The sequence below is a fragment of the uncultured Sphingobacterium sp. genome (assembly GCF_964277905.1).
Classification (GTDB): domain Bacteria; phylum Bacteroidota; class Bacteroidia; order Sphingobacteriales; family Sphingobacteriaceae; genus Sphingobacterium; species Sphingobacterium siyangense.
The window spans coordinates 650,898-665,341 of the sequence record NZ_CAXYKD010000048.1 but is presented as its reverse complement, the minus strand read 5'-3'; the positions used below and the strand labels follow the sequence as shown (position 1 = coordinate 665,341).

The following is a 14,444-nucleotide window of genomic DNA, read 5'->3' as shown; positions in this document are numbered from 1 at the left end:
AAAATGAAGAAAATCAATTGTTATCTCTACCTGGTTGCGTTGCTCTGTTTATTGAGTGGCTGCCGCAAAGATTTTGCGACGGTCAATACGCTTTCCTACACCCTGGCTGTCCGCTACCCCAGCAATTATATTGAATCTTTTGCCGCGAATGCTACGGTAACCCTTAAAAACACATTTACAGGTCAACAGTCCCAATTGACCACCAATGCAAAGGGCGAAGTCGATCTGCAGGATATTATACCTGGTATCTACACTGTAACGGTAAGCCGGGAGGTGACCGAAGAGGAAAGCATCAGCATCAGCGGACGCCTGGGCAAAGCATTTTTGAATGCCTCCATCCCCTCCCTGCGTATTCAGGAATCCGGAAAGACAGACATTCAGCTGAGCGGCGGTGCCATCGGTGGATTTGTCATCAAGGAATTTTACTATACCGGTAGCCGCACCCCGAATAATTCTTCTTATTTATACGATGGTTTTGTGGAAATCTACAACAACTCGACCGACACCCTATACGCCGGCGGAATCTCCTTCGGAGCGACAAAAGCGGGTTCAACGGTGGCCACCAAATTTATCGACGACCAGCAAAACGTATACCTTGCCTCCCTCTGGACCATTCCGGGTACCGCAGGTGTAGATCATCCTGTAGCGCCGGGCAAATCCATTGTCATTGCTGTCGACGGCATTAATCATAAGACAGATCCAAAAGGCAATCCCAATGCACCCACAGATTTAGGGGCGGGAATAGCCGATTTTGAGACCTATTTTAATCCGCCCGGAAATTCCAATGATACCGACTCGCCAGACGTACCCAACGTAACGCTGATCTATAGCTCATCGCTGACCGTTTTTGATTGGCTACCTGGCGTCAACGGCTCTGGACTCGTTATCCTTTCGCCCGACGACTATGCCAGCTACGAAACTGTCACCGAACCCGGAGCGACTGCTTCAACACGTTATGTAAAAGTTGCCACAGACAAAGTTATCGACGGCGTGGATTGCGTTGCCAACAGCACCATTACACTGGACAAAAAGCGTTTACCGCTCACCATTGATGCTGGAGTAGCCTTTGTTGGCGGCGGAGCCGGCACCGGAAAATCGGTTATCCGGAAAGTAAGGGAAGAAATCAATGGCATCAAAGTATTGATGGACACCAACAATTCCTCCGGCGACTTTACGATAAACGATACCCCGAGTCCCAAAAGTTATTCTAAATAAGCAGGCGCATCATGAACATAAAATATATTTTTTCCCTGGCATTTACAGCCTCTTTCATGCAGCTGCAAGCACAGGAAAATCCGAATATCAGCTACTCCAAAGAAAAGGAAAGCCTGTTAAAACTCAAAAGCAGCGCTTTACTGGGGGAGCTTGACCTACCGGCTGTGGGAAACACCACCTTAGGCTACTTCTATGAAGGCGGAGATTTTAGACATCCATTTACAGGCAAATCGAAACAGGGACTCAATTTTTCGACAGAGAAATTTCAGCGTTCCGGCGACTGGACGCTCTATGGTCGCTTTGACTTTACCACATTGAAAGAGAAGGAGCTGGCCTATGCATCCCTTGTGAATCCATTTACTGACAATCCCTATCAGCTAGTCGACTCACTAAAGGGCGACTGGAATAAACAGTTTTATACAATGGGGCTCAAAGTAGCGAGCCCCAGCTTTGCTGGTGGCCGCATGCGTGCCGGCCTCGACCTCTCCTATCAGGCCGCTACAGGAGCGCGACAAATGGACCCACGTTCTCTCGATACGGAAAATAAAATCCAGCTAGCACCAAATATTTCCTACAAAATCAGCAAGCGGCATCAGCTTGGGATTGCAGCCATTTATAATTATCAGAAAAATGATCTTAATCTGGTACGTGCCAACGGAAGTCAACAATACAACGTATATAAACTTCTGGGCTTAGCCGAATACCTCGGGGCATCACCTTTCATTATGACGGCAGATATGGACCGCAGCTATCTTGCGCATGCGTATGGCAGCGAACTCAGCTTTCGTTATACCGCCGATCAGTTCAGCTGGCTGCTGTCCGGAAGCTACCTACGTAATGAGGAAAAGGCTACCGATGGCAGCACTTATCCGATGAAGGCTGGCAAACATCAATACGATCAGTACACCGTATTATCGGCCATTGATCTAAAACGTGGCGATTACAATCATCATTTCGATTTAAACCTGCTGTATTGTGATATTTCCAATACCGAATACCAGCAATTGCAGCGCACGGACGACCGCAGTTATGAAACTATTTTTGAAGGCAGCTTGAATACGGCACTACGCAGCCAGGCTTCTTTGGGGTATATATTGGCCAAAGAAACCAGCGCCTACCGCTCCGACTGGTTTGCAAAGGCCACCGTAAGTTATTCCGGCTGGGACAATCGCTATGCCCTACCGGAGGGAAAAGAAATCGTCGACCGCATGGATATCGGCATCCGCTTTAACAAAGTCCTGTCGCGCTGGGTCTTTGATGTGGCATCCAACTACAATTTTGGCGTAAAAAACGAATGGAGTTATACAGATAAAAGCTATTCGAGCAATTTTGTTGCAAACAGCATTGCCCTGCCTATCTACCAGTATTTAACACGCGATCGGGTAGTCAATGCCCTGAGCATACAATACCGGCTTGCCAACTTCGGAAAGAAAAGCAATCAACTTTATCTGAAGGGATCGGGCAGCCTGGAAACAGCGCTGTCTACACCTGGTGGATATGGTGACAACGGAAAATCCCGTTACTCGGCTAGTTTATCCTTAGGCCTACTGACGTTCTAATGGAGATCTTCAGCAAGATTACCTAAAAAAAACTTCTTATTGCGGAGCCCAAGTCTAGTGCTCCGCAATTTTAATGCATTCACCTAGACGATTGAAGAACTTAAATTATTTGAAGCGGTCAATTGAAGGAATTAAATTATTTAGGGCAGTCAATTGAATAAAAAACATACTTATGTCAAAAACACCACCATCTATCTTAAAAAATCCTTCAATTTTCAACAAAAATTAGTAATATCGCCTAATAAATTATTTAACACGGACCTCGTGTTGTTTTTATCAAGATAATCAGTTGAATTTCAAAAAAAAGCAGCAATCTTCATAAAAATCCATCTACAGAGAATACACGATTTGGATATCAACATAATTAAACGATATGCTGGCCAGATAAAGAAAGAAAAACAACATCATTATAAAATAATCCTGAGTATACAATACAATCAATTAAATTCCTTACGGAATCCTGCAATTAATATGGGAAAAATCACAAATATGACCTTAGCGGAATGGATATCCATGCGGATCTTAGAAATCCTTGACAACACTTCAATGACATTAGCCGGCTTGGCTAATTTTAGCGAGATATCAGAAAGCCGACTTCAGAGCTACTTCCACAAAAATTCAACGATTTCTGTGGAAGCTGTAGCAAAGCTCTGTGATTCACTGTCAATTCCGATGGCCCATTTTTTTGATGAATCAATGCCATTACGGATAGCTACGGGTACCCACAGTAATTTCGGCCGATTTAGGACTAAATTCTTTCCCTTAGGCAAAAAGTTCTTTACAGACGAGGTCACGGATAAAAATCAACTCCAAACGACGCAAAAACTGGATCATCGTCATCAGCGGGAATCCGTCATGCATCTGATTTTCGACTCGGATTATTTTCAGGATCCCCGCACCATTGAACAGGTTATTGCTGCTGCGGAAAAAGCCTATCAGATTACTTTTAAGGCTGAACGCATTACTTCACTACTCCGTAAATATGTGGCAGACGGTTATCTGGAGCGGAAAGTCCTACCCCGTGGCTTTAGCCGTTCACGGCAGTATACCTACTGCAGAACTTCAAAAAAACGACAGATTGCCGCGAAAGAGGAAATCGCTGTAATCGAACGAACGAACATTTTGAACAGATAATTTTAAGCCGGCCCACTATTCAGGGCCGAAGAAATTTGCCAATCCCAGGTTAGGGACCTTCGGTCGCTGATAGAAAAGATGCCTTGAAACCTCTTATGGCCAAAAGATTAAGAACAACCCCTTCGTCACGTCGTAATGTCCGGATGGTAATGGTGCATAGTTTATCCTGAAGATCTGCCGAAATGTATTTCAGATCAGCGATATGCCGACTAAGGTAATTAATCAGTTCAGTACGTTTGGTGAGCACCTGAGCCGAAACAGAAAAGGTCAGTAAGTAATATTTCATATTCCGTATAAGTTTTTTAATAATTGCGCATTCCGAAATTAAAGCCAGATTTTTCATGTCATCAGCCCTATGTTCGCTAAACTGTCGTAAATATAAAAACTTCTGACCATTATATAACAATAGTCAGAAGTTAAAAAATGTTATTATCTCCATTAATGTACACCCTGCAGTACCATACCGCTTAGTGAATGGGTATCTCCATCGAAGTAAATCACCTTTCCAATCCTTTAGCTGGTTGGATTTTACGCATATTAAATTTACATTTGACACACCCCAGACTTCAGTAAATTTGGAATTGATATCAACAGCCTTGAGCAGGTATGTTTTAGCCCTTGGGCTCTCCTCATTTTCATAAGCTTCGCCCAGTGCAAACGGAATATTGGCATTATTGGAATGGGTTTTCATCCATTTATCATAAGTAATAAATGTTATCATAAGTAAAGTAATACATGGCCTACTACAACATCTGACGATTTCACAAAAATTTAACCGCATAAAAAAACAGTATAAATAAACTTTGTTTAGTATTACAAAACTTACGTATATTTATATTCAATGAAAAAGTCAGCAACCTATCACTTGATTAGTGGCAGCAGCCCACTTAACCGCGTCAATCATTATGCGATGATACGCATGAAAATCCTATTGATCTTATTATTTCTAGCTGTATGCAGCGCTGTAAATGCACAGCGTATTGTTATCATCGGACTGGACGGTTTTAGTTCCGAAGGCTTTGGGGCCTCAAAACACCCTAATATCGACAAGTTGTTTGAAAAAGGACTACTGACACTATCCAGCAGACCCGTCCTTCCATCCGTCACGCTCCCCAACTGGACGAGCCATCTAACCGGACAGGGCCCCGAAGAACACGGCATCACGGCCAATAACTGGACGCTGGACAACCATCCCTTGCAAGCTTTGGAAGTGGATCAAGAGGGTTATTCGCCATCCATATTCAAACTATTGAAGGAGCAGAAACCAAATATAAAAACGGCTTTCTATTATAATTGGGCTGAGCTTATCAATCCCATCAACAAAAAATACCTGGATGAAGTCTCCTTTGAGCAGGATGATAAATATGAGACCAACTATGCAAAAGCCTTAAAATTTATCGGTGATAATAAAAACAATCCGATGTTGTTGTTTCTATACAGTGTGCATACCGATCATGCCGGCCACGACCACGGCTGGATGTCGCCAGAATATATAGCGTCCATCGAAGAAGCAGATGTCGCCATCGGGAATTTTATACAGACTTTGAAAGCACAAAATCTCTATGAGGACTGCTATTTCCTACTATTGACCGACCATGGTGGCATCAAAAAGGGGCACGGTGGCACAAGCATGAACGAAATGCAGATCCCTTTTGGCATTACGGGCAAAAAAATCAAAAACCTAGGCCGCACCAACGCCTTCTTCAATAGCAATAGAAATACCTCGTGGATCTTGGCCCGCCTATTTGGATTAAAGAATCTACCAAAATCCTGGTCGGGAACTGCTCCTACCGAGATCTTCAAATAAAGGTGTGAGCACTATCTTTTCGGAACGAAATCTGCTAAAAAAGATTATTAATTTAAAAAAGCTCATCCTCAGATCTGACGATGAGCTTTTTTTTAGAACTTCAACTCATAACTTTTCCCCACTTGTGTACGGAGGGTTTTCACTTGATCTTTATACTTGACTTTGCAGGTACCTCCTTTACGGGAAAGAAGCTTTACCTTTTTTAATTGCCCCTTTTCCCAAGCATAGTCAAGGACAAAATTACCACGTGCAACAAAACCTTTGACCGCTCCGGTCTGCCATTCCTTAGGGAGCGCAGGCAACAGTTCAATATAACCCTGATGACTTTGGAGCAACATCTCTGAGATGCCCGCGCCACCACCAAAATTTCCGTCAATTTGGAAAGGTGGATGTGCCCCAAATAAATTGGCGTACACACCACCACCGCCATATTTAATAGCGGCATCTTGTCCCACAAAACGCATTAACTTTTTAACGGCATCGTATGCACGTTCGCCATTTTGCATCCTGGCCCACAAATTTATTCTCCATGTTATTGCCCAACCCGTTCCTTCATTTGTCCTTAATTGAAGCGATTTTCGCACCGCATCGGCCAACTGAGGAGTCTCGGCCGTTGTAATCGTATAACCTGGATAAGCCGCAAACAGATGAGACAAATGCCTATGGTGAGGTTCGTTGTCAGCCCAATCGTGGTACCATTCCTGCAAATTTCCCGCCTTACCGATCCGATAAGGATACATTCTTACTAAAGCTTTCTTCACTTGAGCTTGTATTTCTTTATCGATATTGAGGGCGGCAGCAGATTTTAAATAATCAACAAATAGTTCCCTTATCATCGCAAGATCAGCCGTGCTGCCGTACAAGGTCTGACCAACATATCCTTTGTCGGTGATATACACATTCTCCGGGGAGGTCGATGGTGCAGTTACCAAATAACCTTTTTTATCCGCCGTCAAAAAGTCGAGGCAAAACTGTACTGCGCCTTTCATTAAAGGATAAGCCTGATCGCGCAGGAAAGCCTCGTCTTTGGTAAAGGCATAGTGCTCCCATAGATGTGTGCTCAACCAGACGCCGCCCATTGGCCAGTTGGCCCAACATGGATCGCCTTCACCGCTATCCCCCACGGGATTGGTCATTGCCCACATATTGCTATTGTGATGACATACCCAGCCGCTGGCATTATAGAAGTTTTGGGCAGTAATATGGCCCGGTTTTGCCAATCGGGCGATAAAATCAAATAATGGTCGGTGCATTTCAGGTAGATCTGCGGTCTCTACTCCCCAATAGTTCATTTCGGCATTGATGTTCGTTGTATAGTTGCTGCTCCAAGGCGGACGTACCGATTCATTCCAGATTCCCTGCAAATTGGCAGGGAGACCTCCCTCCCGCGAAGAGCTGATCAATAAATAGCGACTAAACTGATAAAAAAGAGCGATCAAACTATTGTCCGTATGGCCGGCTGCAAAGCGATTAAGCCTGTCTACTGTCGAAAGCTTTTCGTTTTCACTATCGCCTAATGCTAAGGACACCCGATTAAAATATTTCCGAAAGTCAGCATAATGCGTGTTTTTTAAACTTTGATAATCGGTATTGGTGATTTTTGCAAGATAGCCAGCCGCCAAGCTATCCTCGGATTTACCTTCTTTGCCCGGATTTTTATCAATGCCATTGTAGCTGGTCGCCATAGACAAAGCCAGCACAACTTCTGTTGCACCGCTCACACTCAGGGTCGAATCTAGCAGTTTTTGCCTGCCATCCGTTTTCAGCACCTTGAGCATGGATACAAAGCGCATCGCATTTGCAGTATCATTGACAACAGCATTCGCGATATTACCCCTATAATTTGGTTCGGTATGCACTGGTGCCCAACCTTTCATTTGGAGCATCCCTTGTTTTACTGAACTTCTGGAAAGCAATTTGCTATCAAAATGACAGGAGAAATTTAGTTTATCTTTTCCTTGCGCAGTTAAACGAAAGATAATTACTTGCTGCGGATGTGACACAAATGTTTCCCTGGTATACCTAGTCTCCCCAATGCGGTAGCTCACCTTTGAAATCGCCTGCTGAATATCCAGCTCCCGACAATAATCGCTCATATTGCCCTTGTTGTCAAAGTCGAAAAAAAGGTTACCCAGTGGCATAAAGGCCTCCGAGTAAGGCCCCTGCATAAAATGTGCTAGGGAATCCGCCTTTTTATAGTCTTCGTCAAATAATGCTTCCCGGATGGGCTTCAAATAGTGTTTTGCATCTGGATTGACCTTTGCGGCGTCAATAGGGCCACCTGACCATAAGGTAGCTTCATTTAAAGATATACGTTCCTTGTCAACTCCACCGTAAACCATTGCTCCCAGGCGGCCATTTCCAAGAGGCAAAGCTTCTTCAAACTGTGTTGCTGGTTTCGTATACCATAATTTTAGGGCATTGTTCTCCTGTGCAGTAGCAACAGTGTAAACACTTACCAAAAGCGCAATAAAAAAAACTCTCATCATTCATTTAGTTATTCTATAAATACCTGATTAAAAATCAATATCTTCTTAGTTCAGGTCTGATATTTCAAATTTGATATCCGATTTAATAGCTACTTTTCCCATTTCTTTTAGTTGTATTACGGGCTCCTCGTCATGAAATTCATTTCCAATGATTTGCACGCCCGTACAGGCTATAAAATTGAATGCCGCTAGGCCTTTGCTCTTTGCTGCCGCATCCGATTTATAGATTTTATTATGGACAAAAAACAAACCTTTGGTACTTTTCGCCGACAGCACCGGGGAATCAATCTGTTTGAAACTATTATTTTCGATTCGGATGTTTTGGTGTACATAATAGTTTTTCACGCGTTCGCTGTTTTCTGGATTGATCTTAATCGCATAACTCTCTGGCGCACTGTTAAAACCACAAGCTATAAATTGGTTGTTTCTGATGGTGACATCGCTCACAGGGCCAGACTCATACCAGCCCATGGCGTCATTCTCAATGAGAATAGCATGCATACCCGTTCGGTAATAGACGTTGTTTTCGATCAAGACTTTCCGTCGCGTTGTCACTAAGGTCCCCCTTGAAATGGTGCGTTCAAACCTTGAATTTGTTAAGGTAAGCGCCGGTGTCCAGGTGATGTTCTCCAGGGCATCGTCCAGTTGGAGCTGGCTGGGTATAGGTTTTTCCAATTCGACAATAAGCTCACGCTCGCTGACCAACCGGGCCGATTTCACAACCCCTTGCCCATAGATCTGTAACGCTTTGGCATGGAGATAAGCAATGGTGTCGCCTTTGCTGAAGGCCATAAAACCGTAACTCTGATGATGCATAAACCTTAATTTCAACTGCGTTGGTGAGATAATCTCTTTCACTTTCAGATGTGTTCCATGCACATTGATGGGATCGTCATGCATCCCGCTAAAGCGACAGTTGTTAATGGTAATCTGCCCTCGACAGCCCGAAAAGTGCATACCATCGGCCGATGAAGCGATCACCCGACCGCTACCTTTGGCCGGCTCCACATAAATATGGTCATAGTTTAAATTTTCACAGAATTGGGATACAATACCCAAACCGTGCATACTATTCATATGCACATTCTGCAGACTGATATTCTTGCTTCGATTTTGAAACACACCGACATAATCCCTTATGGCATCCCTGAGCGTAAGGACATCACCCGTATCGGCCTTAAACTTCGAAAAGTCACCCTTAAATCTAATGCCAGTAGATCCGATTCTTTCAGCGCTGCTCGCCTGAAAAGGCCCCCAGTTGCTGTAAAAAATCCGATCTTCATGTGGATTAACCCGAGCCAGAAAGAAACCTTTTGGATTCGGAATCCAGCCTTCACCGTACCACTGTACTTTTCCATCCATTATTGTCAATCTGCTGTCGGGATGGACAGCAACAGTTACTTCGGTAGGCGATACTGATCGGACGGTCATTTCGGACATGCCGGGCCGCTCATAATCTACTGTGTAATTGCGTAATGTTATATTTTCGCAACTATCTAATACCCAGCTAATCATTTTTCCATGAAATACAAAGGTAGACCCGTTCCCTTCGAGGCGGATGTTCTTGAGGCCTTTAAAAAATAGGCCCACGCGCTGCCTTTTTACTGGAAATTCACTTTCAGACGAGCTGTTCGAAATGTAATAATTGGTCTCGGTGGCATGATCTGGCCAAAAATCATATCTCCCTGTTGGAAAATTTAAGATCACATCCGATTGCCCTTTTGCCGCTTCAATCGCCTTCTTTACAGCAAGGGTCGCGTCAGCGAAACTATTGGGATGGGCACCAAATTGAGTTACGTCAATGGTTTGGCCATTTACCTGAAAAAAAATCAGTATCCATATACTTATAATTATTAGCCTCATTATGCTATCAAAAATTTATAATTATCGTCACATTTAATAATACTATATAGCCTTTTTATAGCACGATATAGCCTTTTTTCATCACACTGTACCAGAAATTTTCCATCAGACAGTCAACTTCTTGGTAACAGCACAACGATTTTCACAAATTAACAGCTAATCCATAAGCAAAGCTTCCTGCTTGTTACGTGGCCGCCATCGGATCAGCTGCATAAAAGCACCTCCAATGGAAGGTGCCCTAATTATTCGAATACTATTCGTTGACGCTATAGGTATAGTCCTTAACCACCTTGGCGTTTTTAATTGCTGGGAACTGGCTTTTAATACGATCAAAATTGTCTTCCAAAAAGATCTCTTGCGTATCGGCCCCAAATCCTGTGATGCGCACAATTAACTTATCATTCGCCAGCTCCTCTTTTTTTCGACTTAGACCCAAAATCCAGGGCGTACCGTCGTTGTAGCTATCCGTAAACGGTTCTTCACCGATATAGGCTGTGGCCTTATCACCAAAGTAGCTCAGTTCCAACCGGACCTCATCTTTGCCCCTTGTCAAATCAGGTAGGGTAAACTCAAAGAGACCCAATCTTTCTGCTGCAGCATAGCGGGCCGGCTTATGTTGGTTTTCACTGTTTTCGACAGGTTTTTGGTCTTCACTCAACCAGGTATTATCTGTATTCCATACTTTTCGAACACCGTTCTTGTACAGCAGCTCAACCTCAGCGATCAGGCTTGCGCCATCATCTGCAGATTCAAAACGAATTTCATTCTTGCCCGAACGGATAGCTGCTTTAACATCAGCTATTGTATACTCGCCTACCGTTTTTGGAGAAAGCTCCTTGCCATTCCAATAGATTTTCATCGTTTTGTCTGAACTAAAACGCAGGGTAGCCTCCGAAACCTCAGCCAGCGAACTCGAATCAACTATTTTTGTCAATACCTTCCCTGTTTTTACCTGTATGCGTGTCGCATCGTGCATAGGCCCCAGTTCCAACGCTGCGGCCTCCAGTTGCTGTACTTTTTGCCCCTGATAGACCTTGTCTTCAAAAGCCTTCAGTCCCTGTGACTTGTATAAACTGATCTTTTGCGTTGCATCTTCGGCGGTAATAAAAACCTTATCTGCATCGACTAGCAGACTTGATTTGGTCAGCGCAACAACATCGTTTTGCCCAGTTTTACCTTTCCAAAGATCATCGGATTGCTTTTCAGTAAGCGTCACGAGCTTCACCTGTTCGCCGTTGTTCCTTGTAATGGTAATCACAGATTCTTTTCCTGCTACAAGCTCCGAAATAAAATACCGGTTCTTTTCTTTGCTTACTTTCGCGCCTTTGGCCTGAATTGTTTTGATGTTGCTCGCATCGATTAAGTACTCTGCCGGAATCGCGTCATCTTCAAAAAAGAAATAGCTGCTTACCTTACCATCCTGATGACTGGTAATAGGCTGGGCGGTCGCATATTTAAGGTTTACACCTTTCAAATCGAGATTAAAAGGCCAAAGAAAATAGGATTTATTGACAATGGAGACTGGTTTTCGTGGAAATGTCAATTCTTCCTGACGAAGCTTTAGCTTAAACTGCACTTGGTCGTACTGGGGCCGATCATAACGGTAGAGGTAATTGGATACAAAAAGATAGCCCGACTCACCATCAGATCGTACAGCCCATTGCAAATTATCTTTGTTTTTGTTGCTCAGGGGAAGGTAAGCAAGCATAGGTGCCAGTCGGGATCCAAAGTCGTTCATGAAATAATTGAGTTTTTTGGTTTCTTTCATTACGGCACCCAGGGTTCCAAATTCGCGGATTGGCGCCTGATAATCATAGCCAAAATAAGGCCCATTTCCATAGGTATTCTTTTCACCCCGTGGATTTGTCCCCCCGACATACATGTAGTAGCCCATGAGGTTGACACCGGTCCCTAGACGCAGGTTGATATTTTCACCAGCCATTCCCTCCGAAACAACAGCCCTACGCTGATAAAAAGTAGGTGCCCCAACCCCAACTTCACAGGTAAAAAACGGCGAATCATTTTTTGAACCGTCGAAAGACTCCACATCCCCTTCAATCTTTATAATATCAGTACCAATATTATCCGAGAGCCTATTGTAGGTAAAATATTCAAAATTTGTCGGTGGAGTCATTTTACCATGATTGGTCACCCAGGGAGTCTCGATGTAGAAACCACCATAAGGGACGACTTCCCCTTTGGGGTATTCGCTATCCATCCAGTGTGTCATGGTATACAAAGGCACATCAAATCCAGCTTCACGGGCCAGCTTTTTTAAGTTCATCAGGTGGGAAACCACAAGTCCCTTCTTGACGAATTCGTTTTCCAATTGCAAAGCCATAATGGGTCCACCATCTTTGTACAATAATCCCTTGATCTGCTGAAAAACGGCATCGTACCATTTTTTGGAATAATTAAGGTACAATGGATCGTTGCTTCGGGTCACCAGTGCTTTATTGTTGATGATCCATTCGGGAAGTGCCCCATGTTGCATTTCGGCGTTGCAATAGGGACCAGCACGAAGATGCACTTTCAATCCAAGTTCATCACATAACTGGATAAAACGGCGTAGGTCATGATTGCCAGACCAATTTTGCTGCCCTTCCGTTTCTTCATGGAGACTCCACATGACATAGGTAGACACCATATTGATTCCCGAGGCTTTCATTTTGAGCAAGGCATCCCGCCAGTAACGATGATCCATACGGACATAGTGAAACTCCCCCATTACCGGAAGGACGGGCTTCCCACCTTCTTCCATGTAAATATTATTGACGCGGATTTCCTTGCCTTTGGGTCCGATACTTTCTTTATTCAGGTAGTTCAATGGAACTGTTCCGACATGCTGCAAATCCATTTGATATTGGGCACGCACCGCGGTCGAGCACAGTAAACTAGCGAGGGCTATATAACGATATTTCATTTTTAGTCTTTGAATTTTTATTTCATTCCTGTATTTCCACCACCTTTTAAGGAGAGTTCTATTTTGGCGTTGGTTGCCCATGCCCCTCTTGTAAAATCGGGAATATCTACACTATTGGATCTATCCTTAACCGAACGTTCACTTAGCGGCGCGATGACGCTCCACAATGCTGCATCGTAAACATCCTGATCGAGCGGCAAACCGTTGCGGAGACAATCGATCAGGCGCCAGTCCATCATAAAGTCCATCCCACCATGGCCGCCCACCTTTTTGGCCATCTCGCCCACTTTGAGCACAATCTCGGGCGTATATTGCTGTTCGAGCTTTTTCATGTCTTCGGCGGAGATCCAGTCATGACCAAAGGCTATCCTTTCGGGTTCGGGCCATTTTTGGGCCATTCCCTTGGTGCCGCTAACCAGGTGTATGCGTGAATAGGGTCTTGGGCTAGAGACATCATGCTGCAACATGATGGTTCTACCCCGCTGTGTGCGGATGGTAGTCGTGTTCATATTTCCCCGAAAACTCCTGCCCGCATACGGTTCATAAAAAGGATCTTTCGCAGCAAGTTCAACTGCTTTGGCATGCATACTGAAATCATTGGATGACATTGAAGTTAAATAGGTCATTTTATCCCCACGATTGATGTCCATCAACTGACAGATAGGCCCCAGACCATGTGTGGGATACAAATTTCCATTGCGAAAATTTTCTTTTAGGCGCCACATCTCGTAATAACTGTCCTTGGCAAAATTTTCCTGCAACAAATTATGGAGGTAAGCCCCTTCCCCGTGCAGGATTTCGCCAAATAATCCCTGTCTTGCCATATTCAATGTCATGAGCTCAAAAAAATCATAACAACAATTTTCCAGCATCATACAGTGTTTTTTTGTTGCTTCGGAGGTTTCGACCAGCTGCCAGCATTCTTCGACTGTCGTTGCAATGGGTACTTCTACGGCAACATGCTTTCCGGCCTTCATGGCATAAACCGCCATGGGCGTATGCAGATGCCAGGGGGTACAGATATAGACGAGGTCAATATCGGACCGGTCGCATAATTTTTTCCATTCATCTTCCTTATCGGCATAGATGGTGGGAGCTTCCCCTTTGATGTGTTTAGTGGCACGCTCGGCCACCCCGCGGCGGATATCGGCGATGGCCTTGACTTCGACGCCATCAATATGCGCAATTCGATATACGGCCGATGCGCCCCTATTGCCGACACCGATAAATCCGACACGTACCTTGTCCATTTTGGGTGCCGCATAACCGCACATATTAAACTTCTGCTTTGGAGCCGGCACCGCGGCTAAAGCTTCCTTGTCCAGCAAGGCTTGGGGCTCGGCAAATATTTTACCGGACAGGACACTCAAACTTGATAGCCCGGCCAGTTTCAAAAAATTTCTTCTTTTGGAATTCATGTAAGTACGCTTACGATTAGAGTTAGGAGTTGCCTT

At 44.2% G+C, this 14,444-nt stretch carries 10 protein-coding genes; 4 read left to right on the top strand and 6 right to left on the bottom strand.

Annotated features, from left to right (window positions below; genetic code table 11):
• Positions 1-3: 3 nt before the first annotated feature.
• The 3 genes from ACHWSC_RS24560 to ACHWSC_RS24550 all read left to right on the top strand — a co-directional run bounded on the left by ACHWSC_RS24560 (position 4) and on the right by ACHWSC_RS24550 (position 3,908).
• Positions 4-1,215 carry a DUF4876 domain-containing protein gene (locus ACHWSC_RS24560; protein WP_394678558.1) on the top strand — a complete coding sequence of 404 codons (1,212 nt, stop codon included), beginning with the start codon at positions 4-6 and terminating at the stop codon, positions 1,213-1,215.
• An 11-nt stretch (positions 1,216-1,226) separates the two neighbouring features.
• Positions 1,227-2,774 carry a DUF6850 family outer membrane beta-barrel protein gene (locus ACHWSC_RS24555; RefSeq protein ID WP_394678557.1) on the top strand — a complete coding sequence of 516 codons (1,548 nt, stop codon included), beginning with the start codon at positions 1,227-1,229 and terminating at the stop codon, positions 2,772-2,774.
• A gap of 471 nt (positions 2,775-3,245) precedes the next feature.
• A complete protein-coding gene (locus tag ACHWSC_RS24550; RefSeq protein ID WP_394678556.1) occupies positions 3,246-3,908 on the top strand; it encodes a hypothetical protein in 663 nt (220 codons plus the stop codon).
• 49 nt (positions 3,909-3,957) lie between these two features.
• Here ACHWSC_RS24550 and ACHWSC_RS24545 read toward each other — a convergent pair whose 3' ends face one another.
• On the bottom strand, positions 3,958-4,194 hold the full coding sequence (locus ACHWSC_RS24545) for a hypothetical protein (protein WP_046676052.1): 237 nt from the start codon (positions 4,192-4,194) through the stop codon (positions 3,958-3,960).
• A 123-nt stretch (positions 4,195-4,317) separates the two neighbouring features.
• A complete protein-coding gene (locus ACHWSC_RS24540; RefSeq protein WP_394678555.1) occupies positions 4,318-4,629 on the bottom strand; it encodes a hypothetical protein in 312 nt (103 codons plus the stop codon).
• Positions 4,630-4,749: 120 nt separating this feature from the next.
• On the opposite strand from ACHWSC_RS24540, the gene ACHWSC_RS24535 reads away from it, so the two are divergent.
• Positions 4,750-5,715, top strand: coding sequence for an alkaline phosphatase family protein (locus ACHWSC_RS24535; RefSeq protein ID WP_394678554.1), 966 nt, complete (start codon positions 4,750-4,752; stop codon positions 5,713-5,715).
• A 92-nt stretch (positions 5,716-5,807) separates the two neighbouring features.
• Here ACHWSC_RS24535 and ACHWSC_RS24530 read toward each other — a convergent pair whose 3' ends face one another.
• From ACHWSC_RS24530 to ACHWSC_RS24515, 4 genes are all read right to left on the bottom strand, one after another.
• Positions 5,808-8,204, bottom strand: a complete 2,397-nt coding sequence (locus tag ACHWSC_RS24530; protein ID WP_394678553.1) for a glycosyl hydrolase family 95 catalytic domain-containing protein — start codon at positions 8,202-8,204, stop codon at positions 5,808-5,810.
• 45 nt (positions 8,205-8,249) lie between these two features.
• Positions 8,250-10,067, bottom strand: a complete 1,818-nt coding sequence (locus ACHWSC_RS24525; RefSeq protein WP_394678552.1) for a right-handed parallel beta-helix repeat-containing protein — start codon at positions 10,065-10,067, stop codon at positions 8,250-8,252.
• A gap of 253 nt (positions 10,068-10,320) precedes the next feature.
• Positions 10,321-12,990: a beta-galactosidase gene (locus ACHWSC_RS24520; protein ID WP_394678551.1), complete on the bottom strand. Its 2,670-nt coding sequence runs from the start codon at positions 12,988-12,990 to the stop codon at positions 10,321-10,323.
• Between the two features lie 17 nt (positions 12,991-13,007).
• Complete coding sequence (locus ACHWSC_RS24515; RefSeq protein WP_394678550.1) at positions 13,008-14,408, bottom strand: Gfo/Idh/MocA family protein; 1,401 nt, start codon at positions 14,406-14,408, stop codon at positions 13,008-13,010.
• Positions 14,409-14,444: the final 36 nt, after the last annotated feature.